This is a genomic window from Zeimonas arvi (assembly GCF_008039575.1).
Classification (GTDB): domain Bacteria; phylum Pseudomonadota; class Gammaproteobacteria; order Burkholderiales; family Burkholderiaceae_E; genus Zeimonas; species Zeimonas arvi.
Genome location: NZ_VDUY01000003.1, coordinates 369,316 through 392,174 on the forward strand (window position 1 = coordinate 369,316; position 22,859 = coordinate 392,174).

Sequence of the window (22,859 nt, forward strand, 5' to 3'; positions counted from 1 at the left end):
GAGATGTCCGAAGGCAAACAAGGCAAGCCCGCCGCGTCGTACCGCGACACGCTGAACCTGCCCGACACGCCGTTCCCGATGCGCGGCGACCTCGCGAAGCGCGAGCCGCAGTGGACGAAGCAGTGGCAGGAGAAGGGCATCTACCGCGCGATCCGCGAGGCCTCGAAGGGCCGCCCGGTCTGGGTGCTGCACGACGGCCCGCCCTATGCGAACGGCGACATCCACATCGGGCATGCGGTCAACAAGATCTTGAAGGACATCATCGTCAAGAGCCGGAACATGGCCGGCTTCGATGCTCGCTACGTGCCGGGCTGGGACTGCCACGGCATGCCGATCGAGATCCAGATCGAGAAGCAGTTCGGCAAGAACCTGCCGGCCGACGAGGTGCAGGCGAAGTCGCGCGCCTACGCCACCGAGCAGATCGAGCGCCAGAAGAAGGACTTCATCCGGCTGGGCGTGCTCGGCGACTGGGACGACCCGTACAAGACGATGGCCTTCGGCAACGAGGCCGACGAGCTGCGCGCGCTCGGCAAGATCCTGTCCAGGGGCTACGTGTTCCGCGGCCTGAAGCCGGTCAACTGGTGCTTCGACTGCGGCTCGGCGCTCGCCGAGGCCGAGGTCGAGTACGCCGATCGCACCGACCCGTCGGTCGACGTGGGCTTTCCGTTCGTAGCCGGGGAGCTGCCCAAGCTGGCGAATGCCTTCGGCCTGCCCGCGCTGCCGCTCGAGCGCGGCTACGCGGTGATCTGGACCACCACGCCATGGACGATCCCGGCCAACCAGGCGCTGAACCTGCACCCCGAGTTCGATTACGCGCTGGTCCGCGTGGCCGACTGGCAAGGCGCGCCGGCGCTGCTGGTGCTGGCGGCCGACCTGGTCGAGGCCTGCCTGAAGCGCTGGAAGCTCGACGCCGAGGGCCAGTGGGAAGTGCTCGCGACGTGCAAGGGCAAGGCGCTCGAGCTGATCGCCTTCCGCCACCCCTTCGCCGACCGGCTGTCGCCGGTCTACCTGGGCGACTACGTGACCCTCGACTCGGGCACCGGCCTGGTCCATTCGTCTCCCGCCTACGGCGTCGAGGACTTCGCCTCGTGCAAGCAGCACGGCATGAAGGACGAGGACATCCTGCAGCCGGTGCTGGGCGACGGCACCTACGCGAGCTGGCTGCCCGACTTCGCCGGCCTGTCGATCTGGGACGCCAACCCGAAGATCGTCGAGCACATCCGCGCGCACGGCTGCCTGTTCTCGGTCGAGAAGTACCCGCACAGCTACATGCACTGCTGGCGGCACAAGACGCCGATCATCTATCGCGCTTCGAGCCAGTGGTTCGCGGGCATGGACGTCAAGCCCAACGACGGCAAGGAGACGCTGCGCGAGACCGCGCTGCGCGGCATCGAGGCCACCCGCTTCTACCCCGCCTGGGGCAAGGCGCGGCTGCACGGCATGATCGCCAACCGTCCCGACTGGACGCTGTCGCGCCAGCGGCAGTGGGGCGTGCCGATGGCCTTCTTCGTGCACAAGGAAACCGGCGAGCTGCATCCGCGCACGCCCGAGCTGATCGAGGCGGTCGCGCAGCGCATCCAGCGCGAAGGCATCGAGGCCTGGCAACGGCTGGATCCCAGGGAACTGCTCGGCGACGAGGCCGGGCACTACGTGAAGAATCGCGACACGCTCGACGTCTGGTTCGACTCGGGCACCACGCACGAAACGGTGCTGCGCGGCTCGCACGAGGCGCAGTCGACCTTCCCTGCCGACATGTACCTCGAAGGCAGCGACCAGCACCGCGGCTGGTTCCACTCCTCGCTGCTGACCTCGTCGATGCTCAACGGCGAGCCGCCCTACCGCGCGCTGCTCACGCACGGTTTCGTCGTCGACGGCCAGGGCCGCAAGATGTCGAAGTCGGTCGGCAACGTGATCGCCCCGCAGAAGGTGTCCGACACCCTGGGCGCCGAGATCCTGCGCCTGTGGGTGGCCAGCACCGACTACTCCGGCGAGCTGTCGATCTCCGACGAGATCCTCAAGCGCGTGGTGGAGGCCTACCGCCGCATCCGCAACACGTTGCGCTTCCTGCTGGCCAACGTGTCGGACTTCGATCCGGCGACGGACTCGGTGCCGCTGGCGCAGATGCTCGAGATCGACCGCTACGCGCTGGCGATGACCGCGGCGTGGCAGAAGGCCATCGAGGTCGACTACGAGGCCTTCGAGTTCCACCCGGCAGTCGCGAAGATGCAGACCTTCTGCTCGGAAGACCTCGGCGCCTTCTATCTCGACATCCTGAAGGACCGGCTGTACACGACGGCGCCCCGTTCGCTCGCGCGCCGCTCGGCGCAGACCGCGCTGCACGCGATCACCGACGCGTTGCTGCGGGTCATGGCGCCCATCCTGTCCTTCACCGCCGAGGAAGCCTGGCCGCTGTTCGCGCCCGGGCTCTGGAAGGCCGGCGGCGAAACGATCTTCGCGCAGACGTATCACGCCTTCGAAGCCCAGCCCGACGCCGAGACGCTGCGCGCCAAGTGGGACACGATCCGCGCGGTGCGCGCCGAGGTGCTCAAGCGCCTCGAGGAAGTGCGCGCGGCCGGCGGCATCGGCTCGTCGCTGCAGGCCGAGGTCGTGCTGAAGCTGCACGGCGACCAGCACGACGCGGTCGCCTCGCTGGGCGACGACCTGCGATTCGTGCTGATCGTGTCGGCCGCGCGCGTCGAGCGCGCGGCGAGCGCGCAGGACGCCGCCATCGTCGTCGAGCCGTGCGGCCACCAGAAGTGCGAGCGCTGCTGGCACTGGCGCGAGGACGTCGGCGCCGATCCCGGACATCCGGCGATCTGCGGGCGCTGCGTCGACAACCTGCACGGCGACGGCGAGCCGCGCGAGTTCGCCTGATGGCGGCGCGCGGTCCGTCGAACCGGCTCGGCCGGCACCTCGGCCTGGCCGCGGCGCTGATCGCGCTCGACCAGCTCACAAAGTGGATCGCGGTGCGGGCGCTGGACTTCGGCGAGCGGGTGCCGGTCATCCCGGGCTTCTTCGACTTCACGCTGGTCTACAACCGCGGCGCGGCCTTCAGCTTCCTGGCGGGCGCCGGCGGCTGGCAGCGCTGGTTCTTCACCGGGATCGGCATCGCCGCGGCGGTGTTCATCGTCTGGATGCTGGCGCGCCACGGCTCGCAGCGGCTGTTCGCCTTTGCGCTGTCGCTGATCCTGGCCGGCGCGATCGGCAACGTGATCGACCGGGTCTGGCAGGGCAAGGTCACCGATTTCGTGCTGCTCTACTGGCGCGGCTGGCACTGGCCGGCCTTCAACGTGGCCGACATGGCGATCACCTTCGGCGCGGCCCTGCTGATCCTCGACGAGATCCGGCGGGTGCGTCGCTCGCGCTGAGCGGAAGGCGCCGCGCCTGCGCCGGGCGGAATGCGCCGCGCCCGCGCGGGGGCTAGGCGAAGCCGTGCCGCTCGTGCCACCGCGCGAGCGATTCGTCCGGGTAATCGTCGAAGCACCGATCGCCGTCACGAACCTCGGGTTCGACCCAGCCGGCCTTCGAATCGAGCATGATGTGCACCCGATCCGGCGGCACCGGCAGCGGCGTGTCGATCGCCGATGCGTGCGGGTGCACCAGATCGGGCCAGGTCGGGTCGTAGAGCCACAGCGCGCTGCCGCAACGGCTGCAGAAATTGCGCTCGCCGGTGCTGGTGCTGCCGTCCGCCAGCCGCGCGCGGTAGACCGAGAGGTGCGCCTCGCCGCTCACCCTGAGGCTGTGCCGGTCGGCGCCCAGGTTGATCGCATAGCCGCCCCCGCCCGCCGTCTTGCGGCAGATCGAGCAATAGCAGCGCATGAAGGGATACGGCGACGGCGCGTTCACCGTGAAGCGCACGGCGCCGCAGTGGCAGGAGCCCTCGAGCTTCATGACGGTCTCCGGTGGGCGAATCCCGGTCAGCCTACTTCGGGCCGGCGGGCCTGAGCAAGGCCAGCGACAGCGCCGACGCGCTGCACAGCATGGCCAGCCATTGCAGCGGCCCGAGCGGCTCGCCGTGCACGATCGCGCCCGAGATCATCGCCACCACCGGCACCATGACCGAGGACAGCCCGGCCACGTTGGCCGGCAGCAGCCCGACGATCGAGAACCAGATCACGTTGCCGATACAGATCGGCACCAGCACGATGTAGGCGATCACCGCGATCGACTGCCCGCTCGGAACGAACCACTGCCAGTCGCCGAATGCGGCCGCGCCGATCAGGATGGGCACCGAGGTGATCAGGATCTGCCAGGCGGTGAGCACGGTGGTGGGGATCGGCACCGGGCGGCGCTTGAGGATCAGCGTGCCCACTGCCCAGCCCAGCCCGGCCAGCAGGCCGAGCAGCATGCCCAGGGGCGCGTCGGCGTAGGCGCCGAAACTCGGGACCATCAGCAGCGCCACCGCCGCGCCGCCGAGCCCGATGGCCAGCAGCAGCCGCGCGCTCAGCCGCTCGCCGAGCAGGGCCCAGGAGATCAGCGCCGCCCACAGCGGCATGGTGAAGCCCAGGACCGCTGCCTGGCCCGACGGAATCAGGATCGCGGCGTAGGTGCTGGCGATGTTCCACACGACCAGGTACACCAGGGCCGCGGCGACGATCGTGGGCCAGTGCTCGCGCGGCACCCCCAGCGACTGGCCGCGGGCCCGCGCCACCGCCAGCAGGATCAGGCCCGAAGCCGGCATCGCGATCGCCCGGAAGGTCCAGACGGAGATCTCGCGCATCGCCAGCGGGAACATCGGCCAGTTCGTCCCCCAGATCAGCGTCAGGACGGCCAGCAGGATCAGCGCGCGCTTCCGGGTGGGCATGGTGGCGTGGAAATCGAAATGCGGGGCGGGGCCCGGGTTGCCGCGCGGCGCCCGCGTGCCGCGGGAAAGCGGGAAGATCGGGCATTCTCGTTCATTCTGCTTTCTCGCACGATCCGGTCCACGCCTTGCGACGCTTTCTCGGAATCCTGGGCCGCTGGGCCCGCTGGGCGCTGCCCGCCGGCGTGTTCGTCGGCGTGGTCCTGCCCGACCTGGCCGCCCTGCTTCGCCCGCTGCTCACCGCCGCGGTCATCGGCACGCTCACGTCGGCGCTGCTGCGACTGGACTGGAGCCACCTGGCTGCGGCGGTCCGCCGCCCCGCCCTGCCCGCCACGATCGCGGCCTGGCAGCTGCTGGCCTCGCCGCTGCTGGCCTGGGGCGCCAGCGCGCTGGTGGGCCTGCCGCCGGACCTGAGGCTGCTGCTGGTGCTGCAAGCAGCCGCCCCGCCGATCGGCTCGGCCGCGGTGTTCGCGATGATCCTCGGCCTGGACGGCGTGCTGGCGGTGGTCGGCACGGTGGCCACCACGCTGCTGCTGCCGGTCACGCTGACGCCGCTGGTCGCGCTGCTGCTGCCCGGCGCGGGCATCGAGGTCGACCTCGCCGCCTTCTTCGCGCGGGTCACGCTGCTGGTGCTGCTGCCCTTCGCGCTCGCCTGGGGCCTGCGCAGGCTGATCGGCGTGCAGAGGCTCGCCCGCAACGACGGCGTGCTCGGCGGGCTCAACGTGCTGCTGCTGGTGATCTTCGCGATCGCGGTGATGGACGGCGTGACCGCGCGCCTGCTGCGCGATCCCGGCTTCATCGGCCTGCTGCTGGCCATGGCCTGCGCGGCCACCGCGGCGCTGCACCTGGCGGGCTACCTGCTGTTCCGACGGGCAGGCATCGCCGCCGGCTACCAGGCAACCATCCTCAGCGGCAACCGGAACATGGGCCTGATGCTGGTGGTGACCGCCGGCACCGCCGGCGAAGCCTTCTCGCTGTACGTGGGCGTCGCCCAGATCCCGATGTACTTCGCGCCGCTGCTGCTGATGCCCTTCCTGCGGCGCAGCCTGCGCGGCGAGCCGCCGCGCTGAGCGTCAGGGCGTTTCGGCGAACCTCGCCGCCTCGATTGCCTCACGCACCCGCTGCGCGTCGCCCACCGCCTCGGCCAGCAACAGGCTGAGCCGCGCCAGGAAGAGCGACTCGCGCCCGGGTCCCGCCTCGGTGATCGCCAGGCAGATCCGCGTGTAGACGTCGTCGCGCTCGGATTCGTTCAGTCGTCGCTCGCTGATTCCCGCCTCGCCGATTCCCGCCTCGCTCATGCTCGTCTCCTTCATGCCTGCGCTCCGGCGCGCGACAGTGCTGCCGCGACCGCATCGGCATCGAGCGCGCGCCAGCGCGCGCAGACGTGGCCGTCAGGCCGGACCAGCCAGAAGCTTCCGGGTCGGGCACCGTAGAGCTCCGCGAAACGGCCGTCGGCGTCGACGACCTGCCTGAGGCTCCGCGGCGGCGCGCCGGCAGCGCGCGGCGCCTCGATCGCGACGAGCGCCAGTCCGGGCGCGCGCGCCGCCAGCTCGGACAGCGCATGGCATGCTTCGGGGCCCTGTTCGTCGCCCGCGCGATACAGCAGGCCGGTGAATCCGCGCGCGAGCAGGCGGGTCAGGTGCACGACCGTGCCGTCCACGTCGCGCAAGGGGCACTCGACCAGCGCCTCGCCCGGCCCGCCGGCGCGGGCCTCGAAATCGCCGGGGCGGCCGGGCGTGTTCAGCGGCGAATCCGGATACGGGATCGAGCTCGACTGACGCGGGTTGATCAGCGAGCGCAGCGCCGGGTGCCGCGCCGCGAGCGAGAGCACCGCGTCGCGCATCAGCTCGAAGCCGCGCGAGGGCGGCGCCATGAACTCGGTGCTCTTGGTCGCCTGCGCGATGTTCTGCCGCCAGGCGTGACGGCGCTCGAACGAGTAGCTGTCGAGCAGCGAATCGACATCGGTGCGGGAAGGCGCGACGCCGGCGGCGCGACTCGCCGTCCCGCCCCCGTCCGCCGCCCGCGCCAGCTTCCAGACGAGGTTCCAGGCATCCTCGAAGCCGCTGTTCAGTCCGCGCACGCCGAAGATCGGCACCAGGTGCGCGGCGTCGCCGGCGAACAGCACGCGGCCCTGCCGGTAACGGTCGAGCGAAACCGCGTTGGCGCGGTACATGCTCGTCCAGATCGGCTTCCACTCTCCACGGTAGCCGAGCATCTCGAGCTGTGAGCGGATCACCGGAAGCACGTTCTCCGGGCGCACCGCCTCGTCGGGATCCTCGTCGGCGCGCAGCTGGTAGTCGATGCGCCACAGCCCGTCGGGTTGACGATGCATCAGCACCGTGCGCCCCGGATTGGCGGGCGGATCGAACCAGGCCAGCCGCTCGGTCGGCAGGCCGAGGTCGGCCTCGATGTCGGCGATCACGTAGCGGCCCTCGTAGCGGGTGCCCGCCATCCGCAGCCCGAGCTGCTCGCGCACCACGCTGCGCGCGCCGTCGCAGGCGACCAGCCAGTCGGCCTGCATCGCGTAGGGGCGACCAGCCGCGTCGACCCGCAGCTCGACGCAGGCCTCGCCCGGCTCGCCCGAGTCCGCAGACTGCGGGGCCTTCACCGACGCGACGCGAGTGCCCCAGCGGACCTCGACCAGGTCCGGATGCCTGGCGAGGCCATCGAGCAGGAACTGCTCGATGTAGTACTGCTCGATGTTGGTCATCGGCGCCAGGCGCTGGTCGGCGTCGTGCGGCATCAGGAAGCGCAGCACCTCGGCATCGCGCCAGAAGCTGCGCCCGCCGGTCCAGGCCAGCCCCTTGTCGACGAAGGCTTCGAGCACGCCGAGCGCGTCGAGGATCTCCAGGCTGCGCCGCGACAGGCAGATCGCGCGGCTGCCCACGCAGACGGTCTCGTCGGCCTCCAGGACCACCGAGGGCACACCGAAGCACGCGAGGCCGAGCGCCACCGCCAGCCCGACCGGGCCGCCGCCGGCGATGACGACGCGGTGACGCCGCGCCTCGCGCCCCCCCTCGAGCGAAGGCAGGGTCACCGGTTGCCGCCGGTATTCGAAGGCCCCCAGTCGTTCGGGCACATGGATCTGCATCGGGCCTCCTGGAGCGGGTCCTGCGGCGGCCAACCGCCGCGCGGACCGACGCCGCCGTCCGGAAAGCGTAACAGCGGCCCCGGCCGGTATGCTATACAGCGCGAATGATGCTCGAAGGCAAACGAATCCTGCTCGGCGTGACCGGCGGCGTGGCCGCGTTCAAGGCGGCCTACCTGGCGCGCGAGCTGCAGCGCCGCGGCGCGGCGGTCCAGGTCGCGATGACCGAGGCAGCCACCCATTTCGTGGGCGCCGCCACCTTCCAGGCGCTGACCGGCCACCCGGTGTTCACCGATCAGTGGGACACCCGCATCGACAACGGCATGGCACACATCGAGCTGTCGCGCGCCGCCGATGCGCTGCTCATCGCGCCGGCCAGCGCCGACTTCCTCGCCAAGCTCGCCAACGGCCTGTGCGACGACCTGCTGTCCACGCTCTGCCTGGCGCGCGACTGCCCGCTGCTCGTGGCGCCCGCGATGAACCTGCAGATGTGGGCGCACCCGGCCACCCAGCGCAACGTGGCGCGGCTGCGCGAGGACGGCGTGACCGTTCTGGGCCCCGGCTCGGGCGACCAGGCCTGCGGCGAGACCGGCGACGGCCGCATGCTCGAGGCCGAGGCACTCGCCGAGGCGATGCAGGCCTTCTTCGTGCCCAAGCGGCTCGCCGGCCGCCGCGTGCTGCTCACCGCCGGCCCGACCTTCGAGCCGATCGACCCGGTGCGCGGGATCACCAACCTGTCCTCGGGCCGGATGGGCTTCGCCGTGGCACGGGCCTGCCGGCAGGCCGGCGCCGAGGTGGTCGTGGTGGCCGGCCCTTCGGGCCAGCCGACGCCGCTGGGCGTGAGGCGGATCGACGTGACCACCGCCGAGCAGATGCACCGCGCCGTCATGGGCCAGCTCGACGCCGGCCGCTTCGACGTCTTCGTGGCGGTGGCCGCGGTGGCCGACTGGCGGGTGGCCAACTACAGCGCGAGCAAGCTCAAGAAGTCCGAGGGCGGCGCGCCGCCGGCGCTGGAATTCGCGCAGAACCCCGACATCCTCGCCACGGTGGCGCGCCGGCCCGACGCGCCCTGGTGCGTGGGCTTCGCGGCCGAGAGCGAAGACCTCGAAGCCAACGGCGCGGCCAAGCGCAAAAGGAAGGGCGTGCCGCTGCTGGTCGGCAACATCGGCCACGAGACCTTCGGACGCGACGAGAATGAGCTGCTGCTGATCGACGCGACCGGCAGCCGCCGGCTGCCGCGCGCCAGCAAGGACTCGCTGGCCGCCGAGCTGGTGGCCGAGATCGCGGCAAGGCTGCCCGCGCTCCCATGAAGTCGCGGGGCGCGCCCTTCGATCCCTCCGAGCCGCCCGGTGGCGACTTCGCCCGTTACGTCGAAGGGCTCGGCGCGCCCGCCGCGGACGCGTCGCCCGACGCGCCCCTTCCGCAAGCCGGCAGCCGGCGCCCCGTCGGCTGGGGGCCGACCACCCCACTGCGCCGGCTATCCGCCTGGATGATCGGCGCCGGCATCGGCCTGCTCGTCGCGGCGCTGCTCTTCGCCGGAGGCCCCCTCGCCGACATCTACCTGCCCGGCATGCTCCTGCTCGGCGCAGGGCTGGCGCTGCGCCGACACCTTCGAAGACGATGACATGAGACTCGACGTACGAATCCTGGACGAACGCCTTCGCGGCCAGATGCCGCACTACGCCACGGCCGGCAGCGCGGGCCTCGACCTGCGCGCCTGCCTCGACGCGCCGCTCACGCTGGCTCCCGGGGATGCGCAGCTCATCCCGACCGGCATGGCGATCCACCTCGGCCATCCCGGCTACGCGGCGATGATCCTGCCGCGCTCGGGCCTGGGCACGAAGCACGGCATCGTGCTGGGCAACCTGGTCGGCCTGATCGACTCCGACTACCAGGGCCCGCTGATGGTCTCCTGCTGGAACCGCGGCAAGGCGGCCTTCACCATCGAGCCGATGGAGCGGGTCGCCCAGATGGTCGTGGTGCCGGTGGTCCAGGTGGAAATGAACGTCGTCGAGGGCTTCGAGGCCAGCGAGCGCGGCGCGGGCGGCTTCGGCAGCACCGGCAGCCGCTGAACTCCGCGCGAGGAAGGCCGGGATGCCGGATTCGCTTCTCGCCTCTCTGGCCATGGCCTTCGCGCTCGGCCTGCGACACGGTTTCGATCCCGATCACCTTGCCACGATCGACGCCCTGACCCGCTGGAACCAGGCGCACCGGCCCGCCACCGCACGCTGGTGCGGATCCTTGTTCTCGCTCGGTCACGGCAGCGTGGTCGGCGGCGCCGGCGTCGCGATCGCGATCGGCGCTCAGGCGACCGTGCTCCCGGGCTGGATCGAAACCGCCGGCGCCGCGGCTTCGATCGCGATCCTGATGCTGCTCGCCATGCTGAACCTGGCGTCCGTGCTGCGCACGCCGGCCGGCAGGCCGGTCGTGCCGGCAGGATTGCGCGCTCGTCTGCTCGGGCGCATCGCCAGGCGCTCGCATCCCTTGTCGATCGTGCTGATCGGCGCGCTGTTCGCAGTGTCCTTCGACACGGCCAGCCAGGCCACGCTGTTCGCCGCCTACGCCCTGCCCCGCGACCCGGATGCCGCCTGGCTGGTGGCAGGCTGGCTGGGCGCGGCCTTCACCGCAGGCATGCTCGTCACCGACGGAGTGAACGGCTGGTGGATGGCGCGCCTGATCGGGCGCAGCGACCGCCGCGCACTCCTTGCATCGCGGATCATGGGGCTGGCGGTCGCGGCGATGGCGCTTGCGATTGCCGGGGTGGGCATGGCGGGCCTGGTCGGCAGCCCGGCAGGCAGCTGGATCGACGGCCGTGAGCTCTGGGTGGGAGCGGGCGTGGTGGCCTGGATGCTCGGCGCGTTCGGACTCGGCATCGCGCTGACCCGGGCCGGCGATGCCGCGGTCTGCCCTCCGCAGGCCACGCGTTGATGGCCTCCCGGCGCCTGCTGATCGTCTGGTGGTCGGTGACCGGGGGCACCCGCCAGCTGGCCGAGGCGGCGGCGGACGGCGCGCGCGGTGCGCTCCACGAGGCGGGCGCCGCGGGCGAGGTCGAGGTCGAGTCGCGTCGCGCAGACCAGGCCGGCCCGGAGGACGTGCTCGCCGCGTCGGCGCTGATCGTGGCCACCCCCGAGAACCTCGCGTCGATGGCCGGCATGACGAAGGACTTCTTCGACCGCTGCTGGTATCCGGTGCTGGACCGCGTCAACGGTCGGCCCTTCGCGGCCATCGTGTGCGCCGGCTCGGACGGTCAGGGCGCGATCCGCCAGCTCGAGCGCTTCGCGACCGGCTGGCGGCTGCGCACGGTGGCCGAGCCGCTTCTGGTCATCACGCACGCGCAGACGCCCGAGGCGATCCTCGCGCCGAAGACGATCGCTCCGGCGGCGCTCGCGAGGGCCGCGGAACTGGGCGCGACGCTGGCCGCGGGGCTGGCGGTCGGCCTTTGGTGAGCGGGCGTCAGCCGCTTGCGGCCTCGGTGACGATGGCCTCGAGCCTGCGGACGTCGGCCACGAACAGCCGGATGCCCTCGGCGAGCTTCTCCGAGGCCATCGCGTCCTCGTTGACCGCGAAACGGAACTGCTTCTCGTCGAAGCGCTCGCGCTCGACCGCCTGTGCGCGGGCCCGGTCCGGATCGAGCTTGCGCTCGACCGGCGCCTCGGAGGCGCGCAGCTGCTCGAGCAGCTCGGGACTGATCGTGAGCAGGTCGCAGCCCGCCAGCGCGAGCACCTGGCCGGTGCTGCGGAAGCTCGCCCCCATGACTTCGGTCTGGTAGCCGAAGCGCTTGAAGTAGCCGTAGATGCGCCGCACCGACAGCACGCCGGGGTCTTCCTCGGGCGCGAAGTCGACGCCGTCGCGCTTGCGGTACCAGTCGAGGATGCGCCCGACGAAGGGGGAGATCAGCGTGACGCCGGCATCGGCGCAGGCCACCGCCTGGGGGAAGGAGAACAGCAGCGTGAGGTTGCAGCGGATGTCCTCGTTCTCCAGTCGCTCCGCGGCCCGGATGCCTTCCCAGGTCGCGGCGATCTTGACCAGCACCCGCTCTCGCGGCACGCCGGCAGCCTCGTAGAGCGCAATCAGCGCGCGCGCCTTGTCGATCGTGCCCTCGGTGTCGAAGGACAGGCGCGCGTCGACCTCGGTGGATACGCGCCCCGGCACGATGGACAGGATCTCGCGGCCGAAGCGCACCAGCAGCCGGTCGCACAGTGCGTCGATCGGCTCTCCGCGATGCGCTGCCACGGTTTCCTCGACCAGCGAGCGGTACTCCGGCTTCTGGACCGCCTTCAGGATCAGCGACGGATTGGTGGTCGCGTCGCGCGGCGCGTAGGTGCGCATCGCGTTGAAGTCACCGGTGTCGGCCACCACGGTGGTGCACTGCCTGAGGCGCTCGAGCGCGTTCATCGGGGTTTCCGGAAGCCGGCGCGCAGCGCGCCGATCGATGCGAGGCACAGCAGCACGAACAGCGCCGCGCTCCAGGCCGCGAAAGGCAGGCCCAGCAAGGGCGCGCTCGCGTCGGCGCAGGAGGCGGTGGCCTCGAAGAGCGCCGGGAAACGCTCGTCGAGGCCCGTTCGCAGCAGGAAACGGTCGGCGAAGGTGTAGGCGCAGGACTCGGCCCTGGAGGCCACGAACTGCTGGTGCAACGCCGCCCAGACGCCGCCCGCCGCCAGCAGCGCGGCGAGCGCGCCCGCCGCGGCGAAGGCCGGGCGCACCGCGACGAGCGCGGCCGCCAGCAACGCCGCCGCCGCGACCGCCAGGAAGATCACCCGCTGGAAGGTGCACCAGGCGCAGGGCTCCATGCCGAATCCGTGCTGGAGCACGAGCGCGAGCGCCACCGCGCCCGCCGCGAGCGCGGCGATTCCTGCGAAGATCGAAGCTGGCGAGCGCGGCATTGGGCTCCGTGAGTCGGACCGAGGTCCTCAGGTCAGCATGTCGTTCCAGATGTTGCGGGCCCAGGCGTTGGCGTAGTTACCCTCGAGCAGGCTCGCTTCGGCCGACAACCCGCCCGCGCCCTGCACCGGCTCGATCGTCTTCTTTTCCGGCGACCAGCGATGCACCGAGGCGACATGCACGACCCGCTTGTCGTCGACGAAACTGTAGCAGGTGTTCGCCATCATCTGCGGCTCGGGAGCGCGGCCGCTGAGGATCTCGATGATGTTGGCCGCAGCCGCCTTGCCGTGCTGGTTGGCCATGTGTCCCGACTTGGGCATGGCCGGCGCCGACAGCGTCGCGTCGCCGAGCACGTGGATCCCCTTGGCGGCGGTGGATTCCAGCGTGATCCAGTCGACCGTGCACCAGCGATCGTTGGCGTTGACCAGCCCGGTCTTGCGGGCGATCTCGGCGGCGCCGTGCGGCGGCACGACGTTCAGCACGCTGGCCTTGACCTTGTCGCCGAGATCGGTGATCGCCACGCGATTGCGCGCGTCGACCTCGGTGACCTGCATGTTCGGCTGGTAGTCGATCATCCCCTTGTATTGGCCGTTCCACTCCTTCAGGAACAGGCCCTTCTTCGACTGGATGTCGGCATTGGCGTCCAGGACGACGATCTTCGACTTCGGCTTGTAGGTCTTGAAGTAGTGCGCAACCTGGCAGACCCGCTCGTAGGGCCCGGGCGGGCAGCGGTACGGCGAGCGGGGAATGGACAGCACGTAGACGCCGCCGTCGGGCATGGCCTCGAGCTGCTGGCGCAGCGCCACCGTCTGCGGGCCGGCCTTCCAGGCGTGCAGGATGGTCTTCTGCGCCTCGGCGTCCAGGCCCTGGATCGCGCCGAAGTTGAAGTCGATCCCGGGCGACATGACGATCCGGTCGAAGACCTGCTCGCCGGCGCGGGCGAAGCTGACCTTGCGGGTGACCGGATCGACCGCGCGAACCTCGTCGCGGATCACTTTGACGCCGGCCTTGCGCAAGCCATCGTAGGAGGTGGTGAGGTCCTCGATCTTGCGCGAGCCGCCGAGCACCAGGTTGGACAGCGGGCAGGACACGAAGGCCGCCTCGCGCTCGACCAGCGTGACCTGCACGCCGTCGCCGCCCCATTTCTTCAGGTACTTGGCGGCGGTGGCGCCGCCGTAGCCGCCGCCGATCACCAGCACGCGGCCCAGCGTCCCGCTGGACGCCGCCGGCGCGCCGTCGACCGCGCAGCCGGCCAGGCCGAAGGCGCTGCCCGCGCCGAGGATGCCGAGCGCCGAGCCCGAGCCGAGCGCCTGCGTGAAGCGGCGCCGCGAATTGTCGATCGTGTTCATGTCCGCGTCTCCCCGGTCACTTCTGCGGCTGCTGCTTCGAGAAATAGTCGGCCAGCGCGACGATCTGCTCGTCGGTGTAGCCCTTGGCGATCTGGTGCATGATCGTGGCCTGACGCTTGCCCTCGCGGAAGGCCTTCATCTGCTCGACGAAATAGGTCGCCGACAGCCCCGCGAGGCCAGGCATGCCGCCGCCCCCCGCCGAGCGGCCATCGGTGCCGTGGCAGTTCGCGCAATTGGCGGCCAGGTAACGCGCCTGCTGGGCCTGCGCCGGCAGCGCGGCGGCCGCCAGGCCGATCGCCATGAAGGCGGCTCCGACCGTCGTGGTCGTTCTCATGTGCTTCTCCTCGTATCGTCGTGAGCCGGCAGCACGGCGTCTTCTTCGCGAGATCGCCACCGGACGGCCCATTCTAGACAATCCTGCGCCTGTTGCACCGCGTCGACGGTCGAGCGCATTTGCTTATCCTTTCGTTTGGCAGCCGACGCTGCGCCGCGACGCGGATCCGCAAACGACAACGGGACCCGAGGGTCCCGCCGGGAGGGCCGGCTGGCCGGCGTGGCCTGCGCGGCGCGCCCGGGGGTCGGCGTGCGCCTTCCCCGGGCGCCGCTCAGGCCGGGAGCACCTCGATCTGCTCCTCGCCTTCGCCGCCGGCCGAAGGCGGATCGCCCTCGGCGAAGGACAGCACGACCTGGTCGCTCTCGTCCAGATCGACGGTGACCCGACCGCCGGAGGTCAGCTTGCCGAACAGCAGCTCGTCGGCCAGCGCCTTGCGGATCGTGTCCTGGATCAGCCGCTGCATCGGGCGAGCGCCCATCAGCGGATCGAAGCCCTTCGCGGCCAGGTGCTTGCGCAGCCGGTCGGTGAAGATCGCCTCGACCTTCTTCTCGTGCAGTTGCTCCTCGAGCTGCATCAGGAACTTGTCGACGACGCGAAGGATGATTTCTTCGTCCAGGGCCTTGAAGCTGATGATCGAGTCGAGCCGGTTGCGGAACTCGGGCGTGAACAGCCGCTTGATCTCGACCATCTCGTCGCCGGCCTCGCGGCTGTCGGAGAAGCCGATGCTGCGGCGCTGCAGGTCGGCCGCCCCCGCGTTCGTGGTCATGATGACGATCACGTTGCGGAAGTCGGCCTTGCGGCCGTTGTTGTCGGTGAGGGTCCCGTGGTCCATCACCTGCAGCAGGATGTTGAAGATGTCCGGGTGCGCCTTCTCGATCTCGTCGAGCAGCAGCACCGCATGCGGCTTCTTGCTGATGGCCTCGGTGAGCAGGCCGCCCTGGTCGAAGCCGACATAGCCCGGGGGGGCGCCGATCAGGCGCGACACCGCGTGCCGCTCCATGTACTCGGACATGTCGAAGCGGATCAGCTCGATGCCCAGGATGAAGGCGAGCTGCTTCGCGACCTCGGTCTTGCCGACGCCGGTGGGGCCGGAGAACAGGAAGGCGCCGATCGGCTTGTCGGGCTTGCCCAGGCCGGAGCGCGACATCTTGATCGCGGCAGCCAGCGCGTCGATGGCCGGGTCCTGGCCGAAGACCGTGGCCTTCAGGTCGCGGTCGAGCGTCTGCAGCTTGCTGCGATCGTCGGAGGACACCGAGGCCGGCGGAATGCGCGCGATCTTGGACACGATGTCCTCGATCTCGTTCTTGCCGATGACCTTCTTCTGCTTGCTCTTGGGCAGGATCCGCTGGGCGGCGCCGGCCTCGTCGATCACGTCGATCGCCTTGTCGGGCAGGTGGCGGTCGTTGATGAACTTGGCCGACAGCTCGGCGGCGGCCGACAGCGCCGAGGCCGAGTAGCGCACGCCGTGGTGCTCCTCGAAGCGGGACTTGAGGCCGCGCAGGATCTGCACGGTCTGTTCGACAGAGGGCTCGACCACGTCGATCTTCTGGAAGCGCCGCGACAGCGCATGGTCCTTCTCGAAGATCCCGCGGTACTCGTTGTAGGTGGTGGCGCCGATGCACTTGAGCTGCCCGGAGGACAGCGCCGGCTTGAGCAGGTTCGAGGCGTCGAGCGTGCCGCCCGAGGCCGAGCCCGCACCGATCAGCGTGTGGATCTCGTCGATGAACAGGATGGCGTTGGCGGCCTGCTTGAGCTGCTTGAGCACCGCCTTGAGGCGCTGCTCGAAGTCGCCGCGGTACTTGGTGCCGGCCAGCAGCGCGCCCATGTCGAGCGAGTACACGACCGCGTCGGCCAGAATTTCCGGCACGTCGCCCTGGGTGATCCGCCAGGCCAGGCCTTCGGCAATGGCGGTCTTGCCCACGCCGGCCTCGCCGACCAGCAGCGGGTTGTTCTTGCGGCGCCGGCACAACACCTGGATCACGCGTTCCACTTCCTGCTCGCGGCCGATCAGGGGGTCGATCCGGCCTTCCCTGGCCGCCACGTTCAGGTTCTGCGTGTACTGCTCGAGCGCGCCCGGCTGGCCGCCGGCGGCTTCCTGCTCGCCCTCGGCCTGCTCGTCCTTGGGCGGCTCCTTGGGCTGGGGCGTCTTGGTGATGCCGTGGGAGATGAAATTGACGACGTCGAGCCGCGTGATGCCCTGCTGGTGCAGGTAGTAGACCGCGTGCGAGTCCTTCTCGCCGAAGATGGCCACCAGCACGTTGGCGCCGGTGACTTCCTTCTTGCCGTTGGAGGTGCTCTGCACGTGCATGATCGCGCGCTGGATCACCCGCTGGAAGCCCAGCGTGGGCTGCGTGTCGATCTCCTCGGCGCCGGGCACGATCGGCGTGTTCTCCTTGATGAAGCCGGTCAGGCTGCGGCGGAGCTCGTCGATGTTGGCGGCGCAGGCGCGCAGCACCTCGGCGGCCGACGGATTGTCGAGCAGCGCGAGCAGCAGGTGCTCCACCGTGATGAATTCGTGTCGCTGCTGCCTGGCCTCGACAAAGGCCATGTGCAGGCTGACTTCAAGTTCCTGGGCGATCATGCTTCCTCCATCACGCACTGCAGCGGGTGCTGATGCTCGCGTGAATAACTGCTGACCTGCTCGACCTTCGTCGCTGCGATATCGCGAGGGAACACGCCGCAGACGCCGCGTCCGTCCCGGTGAACCTTCAGCATGACCTGGGTCGCCTTTTCGCGCCCCATGCCGAAGAATTTCTGCAAAACGCTCACGACGAACTCCATGGGCGTGAAATCGTCATTGAGCAGAACCACCTGGTACATCGGCGGCGGCTTCAGTCGCGATTCCCGACGTTCGAGAACGGTGGAGGGATCGTGCCGGGTCGCCATGAATGCATTCTAGCGAGTCGCGAGGGCGGCGCAACAATCGCAGGGGGAATGGTCCGCCCGACGTGAACGCCGTCACGCCGAAAGGCGGGCGTGGCGCGCCGGCACTTGACGCCGGCGCAAATCCGAAAAAGAATCCGAGCGCTGTCCGGGGATATTCCCCGGGTCGCGCCGGCCCGACTATTCCTTTCAGAAATGGGGCAGCGCAGCCGCCATTTCAAGGGGCAGCACCAGGCGGGCCGGTCGAGGGGGTGAGCCGAGAGGCTGCCAGCCGGCCCGGGTAATCGTTTTCAGGAATGTTCAGGCATGGCTACAGGCACCGTTAAGTGGTTCAACGATTCGAAGGGCTTCGGCTTCATCACGCCGGATGACGGCGGCGAGGATCTCTTCGCGCACTTCAGCGCAATCCAGATGAACGGATTCAAGACGCTGAAGGAGGGGCAGAAGGTCCAGTTCGACGTGGTGACCGGGCCCAAGGGCAAGCAGGCCTCGAACATCCAGGCGGCCTGAGGGTCGCCGCGCCGGGCGACCGGCGCCGCAACACCGAGCGCCGGGGAGACCCGGCGTTCTTCTTTGCGCGGCCGGCAAAGAAAAACCCCAGTCGAATCAACGAACTGGGGTTCGGCGCGGAAAAGGAGGGAACGCCGCGAGGGCGCCCCCGGACCACGTCACATGTTGTCGATCATGACCTGGCCGAAGCCCGAGCAGGACACCTGGGTGGCGCCTTCCATCAGCCGCGCGAAGTCGTAGGTGACCTTCCTGGACTGGATGGCCTTGTCCATCGACGAAATGACGAGATCCGCCGCCTCGGTCCAGCCCATGTGGCGGAGCATCATCTCGGCCGACAAGATCTCCGAGCCCGGGTTCACGTAGTCCTTCCCGGCGTACTTCGGCGCGGTGCCGTGGGTGGCCTCGAACATGGCCACCGAATCCGACAGGTTGGCGCCCGGCGCGATGCCGATGCCGCCGACCTGCGCGGCCAGCGCATCGGAGATGTAGTCACCGTTCAGGTTCAGCGTGGCGATGACCGAGTACTCGTTCGGACGCAGCAGGATCTGCTGCAGGAAGGCGTCGGCGATGACGTCCTTCACGATGATGGCCTTGCCGCTCTTCGGATTCTTGAACGAGCACCACGGGCCGCCGTCGACCGGCTGTGCGCCGAATTCCTTCTGGGCCAGCGCGTAGCCCCAGTCGCGGAAGCCGCCCTCGGTGAACTTCATGATGTTGCCCTTGTGCACCAGGGTGACCGAGGGCTTGTCGTTGTCGATCGCGTACTGGATCGCCTTGCGCACCAGGCGCTCGGTGCCTTCGCGCGACACCGGCTTGATGCCGATGCCCGAGGTCTCGGGGAAGCGGATCTTGGTGACGCCCATTTCCTTGATCAGGAAGTCGATCAGCTTCTTCGCCTTCGGGCTCTCGGCTTCGTATTCGATGCCGGCGTAGATGTCTTCCGAGTTCTCGCGGAAGATCACCATGTCGGTCTTTTCGGGTTCCTTGACCGGCGAGGGCACGCCCTTGAAATAGCGGACCGGCCGCAGGCAGACGTACAGGTCGAGCTCCTGGCGCAGCGCGACGTTCAGCGAGCGGATGCCGCCGCCCACCGGCGTGGTCAGCGGGCCCTTGATCGAGACGACATAGTCCTTGACGATCTCGAGCGTCTCGGCGGGCAGCCAGACGTCGGGGCCGTAGACCTTGGTCGACTTCTCGCCCGCGTAGACCTCCATCCAGTGGATCTTGCGCTTGCCGCCGTAGGCCTTGGCCACCGCGGCGTCGACGACCTTCAGCATGACCGGCGTGATGTCCATGCCGGTGCCGTCGCCCTCGATGTAGGGAATGATCGGATTGTCGGGAACCTGCAGCGAAAAGTCGGCATTGACCTTGATCTTCTCGCCGGCCGAAGGGACTTTGACGTGCTGATACATGCGCAGGATTCCTCGGTAGATGGTTGTTCGGTTCGCGGGTTAGCCCATAATTATGCAGCATCGGCCCGCCGCGCAGGCCCCTTGCGGCACCCCGAACCGGAAGCAGCCCTGACATGAAGCAAACCCTTCGACTCGCCGCGCTGTCGCTCGTCCTGGGCCTGGGCCTGCTCGGCGCCGGTCAGATGGCGACGCCGTCGGCCGCCGCCCAGGGGCAGGCCCAGCCGACCCTTCCGACGGTCACGCTGCAGGCCGGCATCCACCTGGTCAAGGCCGAGGTGGCCAACACGCCAAAGACGCGCGAGATCGGCCTGATGTTCCGCGAACGGCTGGCGCCCAACCACGGCATGCTCTTCGTGTTCCGCGAGAAGGCCGGCCACTGCTTCTGGATGCGCAACACGCTGATCCCGCTGTCGATCGCCTTCCTGGACGACGACGGCACGATCGTCAACATCGAGGACATGGCGCCGCGCAGCGAGGCCAGCCACTGCCCGAAGCGGCCGGTGCGGTTCGCGCTGGAGATGGACCAGGGCTGGTTCGCCAAGCGCGGGCTGGCGGCCGGCGCGAAGCTGGCATCCCCGCAGGTGTTCGGCAAGCGCTAGCGCCGCCGGGTGCGCCCGGCGGCCGCGCGCCCCGGGCCGCCAGTTCCCGGGCCGCTAGCCCTTCTTGATGAACTTGCCGTAGGCCCAGAGCACCAGGATCGCGCCGAGCACCGAAGCGATGAAGCCCGCGCCCGAGCCCTGCGGGTAGAAGCCGACCGCCCGGCCGATGAAGCCGGCCACGAAGGCGCCCACGATGCCCAGCAGCATCGTGACGATGATGCCGCCGCCCTGCGAGCCGGGCATGATGAACTTGGCGACCGCGCCGATCGCGAGTCCGATGATGGCAGTCCAGATCAGGCTCATGTCGAGCGTCCTCCATTCGAGATCGGATTCCGCATTGAAACACGATCCGCTCGCTTGCGCTGCGTCAAACCGAATCCGGCCGCCGGCGCCTCACCCTCTCGTGGCGGCGCGCATTCGGTGCTTCAATAGATGCTTTCATAACGCATCTTTAAAGGACCCCCGCATGAGCACTGCCACCGCGACCCTCGATGTCAGGACCATTCCGCCGCGCGAACGCCACGTCCGCATCTTCTCGACCTTCCAGCACCTTCCCGTGGACGGCAGCATCGAACTGGTGAACGACCACGACCCGGTGCCGCTGCACGACCAGTTCCTGGCTCTGCTGCCTGGCGGATTCAGCTGGGACTACCTGGAAACGGGACCGGACCTGTGGCGCGTGCGCATCGGGAAACTGGGCGGAAGCAGCTGCTGCGGCTCCTGCGGAGGCTGATCCGGGCGCTCAGGCCTCGCAGACCTCCGCACCGGCCCTCGGAATGACGGCCCCGGGCGCAGCCACGCGAAAGGGGCCCGAAGGCCCCTTTGCAACGAGAGCCCCTCGGGCCCCCGCGGTCCGGCCCGCGCAGCGCGTTCGCGCCGCGAACCCGTCAGGCGAAGTTCTTCGCCGCGAAGTCCCAGTTGGCCAGATGGTTCAGGAAGGTCTCCACGAACTTCGGTCGGGCATTGCGATAGTCGATGTAATAAGCGTGCTCCCAGACGTCGATGGTCAACAGCGGCTTGTCCGCCCCGGTGAGCGGCGTGGCCGCGTTGCTGGTGTTGACGATGTCGACGCTGCCGTCGGCCTTCTTGACCAGCCAGGTCCAGCCCGATCCGAAGTTGCCGACCGCGCTCTTGGTGAAGGCTTCCTTGAAGGCGTCGAATGAGCCCCACTTGGCCTTGATCGCGTCGGCCAGCGCGCCCGAAGGCTGGCCGCCGCCGTTGGGCTTCATGCAGTGCCAGAAGAAGGTGTGGTTCCAGACCTGGGCCGCGTTGTTGAAGACGCCGCCCTGAGACTTGCGGATGATGTCCTCGAGGCTGGCGTTCTCGAACTCGGTGCCCTTGATCAGGTTGTTCAGGTTCGTGACATAGGCCTGATGGTGCTTGCCGTGGTGGTACTCGAAGGTCTCCTTCGAGATGTGCGGGGCCAGGGCATCGGGAGCGTAAGGAAGGGCGGGAAGCTGGTGTTCCATGTCTTGTCCTCGTGCGTTAGTTATTGAACCCGGCATTCTAGGCCGAACGGCCGGGACCCTCCAGCGAAGCGGGGATTGCGCCGGATGCGAAGGCGGTTCCCCCTCCCTGTCCTCCGCCCTTGTCCTCCGCCCTTGCCGCTACGCCTCCGGATGCGAGGCCGTCACCGTGGCATCGAGCCGGCCGCTGGCGAGCCGCACCGACAACGGATCGCCCGGCCTGGCCCGCGCGGCGTCGCGCAGCACGGTACCGTCGGGGCTGCTCACGATCGCGTAGCCCCGGTCGAGCACCGCCTGCGGGCTGACCAGCGCGAGCGCGGCCGCGGCCGCGTCGACTCGCCGCCCGCGCTGCGCCAGTGTCTCGCGGACCGCGCTCGCCAGCCGGCGCTCGAGCGCCTCCAGCCGCTGACGCGCGAGGTCGGCGCGCGGGGCCCGCATCCTGGCCGCCAGCCGGTCGAGCGCGCCGGCGCGGCGCAATCGCTGGGCATTGCCGGCCGCCGCCAGCCGCTGCGACAGCGCCACCACCCGCCTGGCCCGGTCGCGCCACTGGGCCGAAGGCGGCCGCAACAGCCGGGTGCCGGTGTCCAGTCGCTGGGCGGCGCGATCGAGCCTGCGTCGCATGGCCATCTGCAGCCGCTGCGCCAGCCGGAGCGCGCCGCGCGCCAATTCGCGCCGGTCGGGCGCCACCAGCTCGGCCGCGGCGGTCGGCGTGGGGGCGCGCAGGTCGGCCACGAAGTCGGCGATGGTGAAGTCGGTCTCGTGACCGACCCCGACCACCACCGGCAACGGACAGGCGGCGATCGCGCGGGCGACACGCTCGTCGTTGAAGGACCAGAGATCCTCGATCGACCCGCCGCCGCGCACCAGGAGCAACACCTCGCAATCGCGCCGGCTGCCCGCCCGGCCGATCGCCGTCGCGATCTGGGCCGGCGCCTCGGCCCCCTGCACCTGCGTCGGGTAGACGACCACCGGGATGGCCGGCGCGCGCCGACGCAGCGTGGTGAGCACGTCGCGCAGCGCCGCCGCCTGCGGCGAGGTCACGATCCCGATCGCCGCCGGATGGGCCGGCAGCGGCCGCTTGCGGGCCGCCTCGAACAGGCCCTCGCGCTGCAGGCGGTCCTTCAGCTCGAGGAAGCGCCGGTACAGGTCGCCGGCCCCCGCCCGGCGCATCGCCTCGACATTGAGCTGGAATTCCCCGCGGGCCTCGTAAAGCGTGGCCAGTGCCAGCACCTCGACCCGGTCGCCGTCGCGCGGCGAGAAATCCACGTTGCGGGCCCGGCCGCGGAACATCACGCAGCGGACCTGGGCCGACGCGTCCTTGAGCGAGAAGTACCAATGCCCGCTCGCCGCCCGGACCACGTTCGACAGTTCGCCCTCGACCCGCACCACCGGGAGACTTTGCTCCAGAATGCCTGCAACCGCGCGGTTCAGCTCGGAAACCGTGAGGATTTCCCGCGCCGTTGCGCGGTTTTCGCTCCGGATTTCAGTATTCATGCGGCTTCCCGGGCAGAACCTTTCCACAAAGCCGCGTCGCTG

25 protein-coding genes are annotated in these 22,859 nt (G+C 69.8%); 11 read left to right on the forward strand and 14 right to left on the reverse strand.

Annotation, left to right across the window (positions count from 1 at the left end; all coding sequences use genetic code 11):
* Positions 1-3: 3 nt before the first annotated feature.
* Both ileS and lspA read left to right on the forward strand, forming a co-directional pair.
* Positions 4-2,874 carry an isoleucine--tRNA ligase gene (ileS, locus tag FHP08_RS09140; protein ID WP_147704135.1) on the forward strand — a complete coding sequence of 957 codons (2,871 nt, stop codon included), beginning with the start codon at positions 4-6 and terminating at the stop codon, positions 2,872-2,874.
* The gene (lspA, locus tag FHP08_RS09145; RefSeq protein WP_147704136.1) at positions 2,874-3,368 is read left to right on the forward strand and encodes a signal peptidase II; all 495 of its coding nucleotides are present in this window, start codon (positions 2,874-2,876) and stop codon (positions 3,366-3,368) included. The genes ileS and lspA overlap by 1 nt, the downstream gene beginning before the upstream one ends.
* Positions 3,369-3,420: 52 nt before the next feature.
* Here lspA and FHP08_RS09150 read toward each other — a convergent pair whose 3' ends face one another.
* Together FHP08_RS09150 and FHP08_RS09155 are read right to left on the reverse strand one after the other, a co-directional pair.
* Positions 3,421-3,891 (reverse strand): GFA family protein, encoded by a 471-nt coding sequence (locus FHP08_RS09150; RefSeq protein ID WP_147704137.1) that lies wholly within the window; start codon positions 3,889-3,891, stop codon positions 3,421-3,423.
* A 31-nt stretch (positions 3,892-3,922) separates the two neighbouring features.
* Positions 3,923-4,804 carry a DMT family transporter gene (locus tag FHP08_RS09155; RefSeq protein ID WP_147704138.1) on the reverse strand — a complete coding sequence of 294 codons (882 nt, stop codon included), beginning with the start codon at positions 4,802-4,804 and terminating at the stop codon, positions 3,923-3,925.
* Between the two features lie 125 nt (positions 4,805-4,929).
* On the opposite strand from FHP08_RS09155, the gene FHP08_RS09160 reads away from it, so the two are divergent.
* Positions 4,930-5,871 (forward strand): bile acid:sodium symporter, encoded by a 942-nt coding sequence (locus FHP08_RS09160; RefSeq protein ID WP_187272237.1) that lies wholly within the window; start codon positions 4,930-4,932, stop codon positions 5,869-5,871.
* 3 nt (positions 5,872-5,874) lie between these two features.
* Here FHP08_RS09160 and FHP08_RS09165 read toward each other — a convergent pair whose 3' ends face one another.
* Complete coding sequence (locus FHP08_RS09165) at positions 5,875-6,099, reverse strand: DUF2783 domain-containing protein (RefSeq protein WP_147704140.1); 225 nt, start codon at positions 6,097-6,099, stop codon at positions 5,875-5,877.
* Positions 6,100-6,110: 11 nt separating this feature from the next.
* A complete protein-coding gene (locus FHP08_RS09170) occupies positions 6,111-7,892 on the reverse strand; it encodes an FAD-dependent monooxygenase (RefSeq protein ID WP_147704141.1) in 1,782 nt (593 codons plus the stop codon).
* Positions 7,893-7,996: 104 nt separating this feature from the next.
* Between FHP08_RS09170 and coaBC the strand changes: the two genes are divergently transcribed.
* From coaBC to FHP08_RS09195, 5 genes are read left to right on the forward strand one after another with little or no spacing between them, the layout of a single operon-like run.
* A complete protein-coding gene (gene coaBC / locus FHP08_RS09175; protein WP_147704142.1) occupies positions 7,997-9,199 on the forward strand; it encodes a bifunctional phosphopantothenoylcysteine decarboxylase/phosphopantothenate--cysteine ligase CoaBC in 1,203 nt (400 codons plus the stop codon).
* Positions 9,196-9,513, forward strand: a complete 318-nt coding sequence (locus tag FHP08_RS09180) for a hypothetical protein (RefSeq protein ID WP_147704143.1) — start codon at positions 9,196-9,198, stop codon at positions 9,511-9,513. Before coaBC ends, FHP08_RS09180 begins: the two co-directional genes overlap by 4 nt.
* Before the next feature lies 1 nt (position 9,514).
* The gene (gene dut, locus FHP08_RS09185; RefSeq protein ID WP_147704144.1) at positions 9,515-9,961 is read left to right on the forward strand and encodes a dUTP diphosphatase; all 447 of its coding nucleotides are present in this window, start codon (positions 9,515-9,517) and stop codon (positions 9,959-9,961) included.
* A gap of 22 nt (positions 9,962-9,983) precedes the next feature.
* Positions 9,984-10,817, forward strand: coding sequence for a HoxN/HupN/NixA family nickel/cobalt transporter (locus tag FHP08_RS09190; RefSeq protein ID WP_147704145.1), 834 nt, complete (start codon positions 9,984-9,986; stop codon positions 10,815-10,817).
* On the forward strand, positions 10,817-11,335 hold the full coding sequence (locus tag FHP08_RS09195; protein WP_147704146.1) for a flavodoxin family protein: 519 nt from the start codon (positions 10,817-10,819) through the stop codon (positions 11,333-11,335). The genes FHP08_RS09190 and FHP08_RS09195 overlap by 1 nt, the downstream gene beginning before the upstream one ends.
* A gap of 7 nt (positions 11,336-11,342) precedes the next feature.
* On the opposite strand, the gene tal is transcribed toward FHP08_RS09195, so the two are convergent.
* The 6 genes from tal to clpS all read right to left on the reverse strand — a co-directional run bounded on the left by tal (position 11,343) and on the right by clpS (position 17,339).
* Complete coding sequence (gene tal / locus FHP08_RS09200) at positions 11,343-12,284, reverse strand: transaldolase (RefSeq protein WP_147704147.1); 942 nt, start codon at positions 12,282-12,284, stop codon at positions 11,343-11,345.
* Positions 12,281-12,772: a disulfide bond formation protein B gene (locus tag FHP08_RS09205; protein WP_147704148.1), complete on the reverse strand. Its 492-nt coding sequence runs from the start codon at positions 12,770-12,772 to the stop codon at positions 12,281-12,283. Before FHP08_RS09205 ends, tal begins: the two co-directional genes overlap by 4 nt.
* A gap of 27 nt (positions 12,773-12,799) precedes the next feature.
* Positions 12,800-14,119, reverse strand: coding sequence for an NAD(P)/FAD-dependent oxidoreductase (locus FHP08_RS09210; RefSeq protein ID WP_147704149.1), 1,320 nt, complete (start codon positions 14,117-14,119; stop codon positions 12,800-12,802).
* A gap of 16 nt (positions 14,120-14,135) precedes the next feature.
* Positions 14,136-14,453 (reverse strand): c-type cytochrome, encoded by a 318-nt coding sequence (locus FHP08_RS09215; RefSeq protein WP_147704150.1) that lies wholly within the window; start codon positions 14,451-14,453, stop codon positions 14,136-14,138.
* 271 nt (positions 14,454-14,724) lie between these two features.
* Complete coding sequence (clpA, locus tag FHP08_RS09220; protein ID WP_147704151.1) at positions 14,725-17,034, reverse strand: ATP-dependent Clp protease ATP-binding subunit ClpA; 2,310 nt, start codon at positions 17,032-17,034, stop codon at positions 14,725-14,727.
* Complete coding sequence (gene clpS / locus FHP08_RS09225; RefSeq protein WP_147704152.1) at positions 17,031-17,339, reverse strand: ATP-dependent Clp protease adapter ClpS; 309 nt, start codon at positions 17,337-17,339, stop codon at positions 17,031-17,033. The genes clpA and clpS overlap by 4 nt, the downstream gene beginning before the upstream one ends.
* 303 nt (positions 17,340-17,642) lie before the next feature.
* Here clpS and FHP08_RS09230 point away from each other — a divergent pair, with 303 nt between their 5' ends.
* Positions 17,643-17,846 (forward strand): cold-shock protein, encoded by a 204-nt coding sequence (locus tag FHP08_RS09230; protein WP_147704153.1) that lies wholly within the window; start codon positions 17,643-17,645, stop codon positions 17,844-17,846.
* A 158-nt stretch (positions 17,847-18,004) separates the two neighbouring features.
* On the opposite strand, the gene icd is transcribed toward FHP08_RS09230, so the two are convergent.
* Positions 18,005-19,258, reverse strand: coding sequence for an NADP-dependent isocitrate dehydrogenase (gene icd / locus FHP08_RS09235; protein WP_147704154.1), 1,254 nt, complete (start codon positions 19,256-19,258; stop codon positions 18,005-18,007).
* A 113-nt stretch (positions 19,259-19,371) separates the two neighbouring features.
* Here icd and FHP08_RS09240 point away from each other — a divergent pair, with 113 nt between their 5' ends.
* Positions 19,372-19,857 carry a DUF192 domain-containing protein gene (locus tag FHP08_RS09240; protein WP_147704155.1) on the forward strand — a complete coding sequence of 162 codons (486 nt, stop codon included), beginning with the start codon at positions 19,372-19,374 and terminating at the stop codon, positions 19,855-19,857.
* 54 nt (positions 19,858-19,911) lie between these two features.
* Here the strand turns inward: FHP08_RS09240 and FHP08_RS09245 are convergent, their stop codons facing one another.
* Positions 19,912-20,160 carry a GlsB/YeaQ/YmgE family stress response membrane protein gene (locus tag FHP08_RS09245; protein WP_147704156.1) on the reverse strand — a complete coding sequence of 83 codons (249 nt, stop codon included), beginning with the start codon at positions 20,158-20,160 and terminating at the stop codon, positions 19,912-19,914.
* A gap of 163 nt (positions 20,161-20,323) precedes the next feature.
* Between FHP08_RS09245 and FHP08_RS09250 the strand changes: the two genes are divergently transcribed.
* Positions 20,324-20,590, forward strand: coding sequence for a DUF2249 domain-containing protein (locus FHP08_RS09250; protein WP_147704157.1), 267 nt, complete (start codon positions 20,324-20,326; stop codon positions 20,588-20,590).
* Positions 20,591-20,744: 154 nt separating this feature from the next.
* On the opposite strand, the gene sodB is transcribed toward FHP08_RS09250, so the two are convergent.
* Together sodB and xseA are read right to left on the reverse strand one after the other, a co-directional pair.
* Positions 20,745-21,326 carry a superoxide dismutase [Fe] gene (gene sodB, locus FHP08_RS09255; protein ID WP_147704158.1) on the reverse strand — a complete coding sequence of 194 codons (582 nt, stop codon included), beginning with the start codon at positions 21,324-21,326 and terminating at the stop codon, positions 20,745-20,747.
* Positions 21,327-21,464: 138 nt separating this feature from the next.
* A complete protein-coding gene (xseA, locus tag FHP08_RS09260; RefSeq protein WP_147704159.1) occupies positions 21,465-22,817 on the reverse strand; it encodes an exodeoxyribonuclease VII large subunit in 1,353 nt (450 codons plus the stop codon).
* Positions 22,818-22,859: the final 42 nt, after the last annotated feature.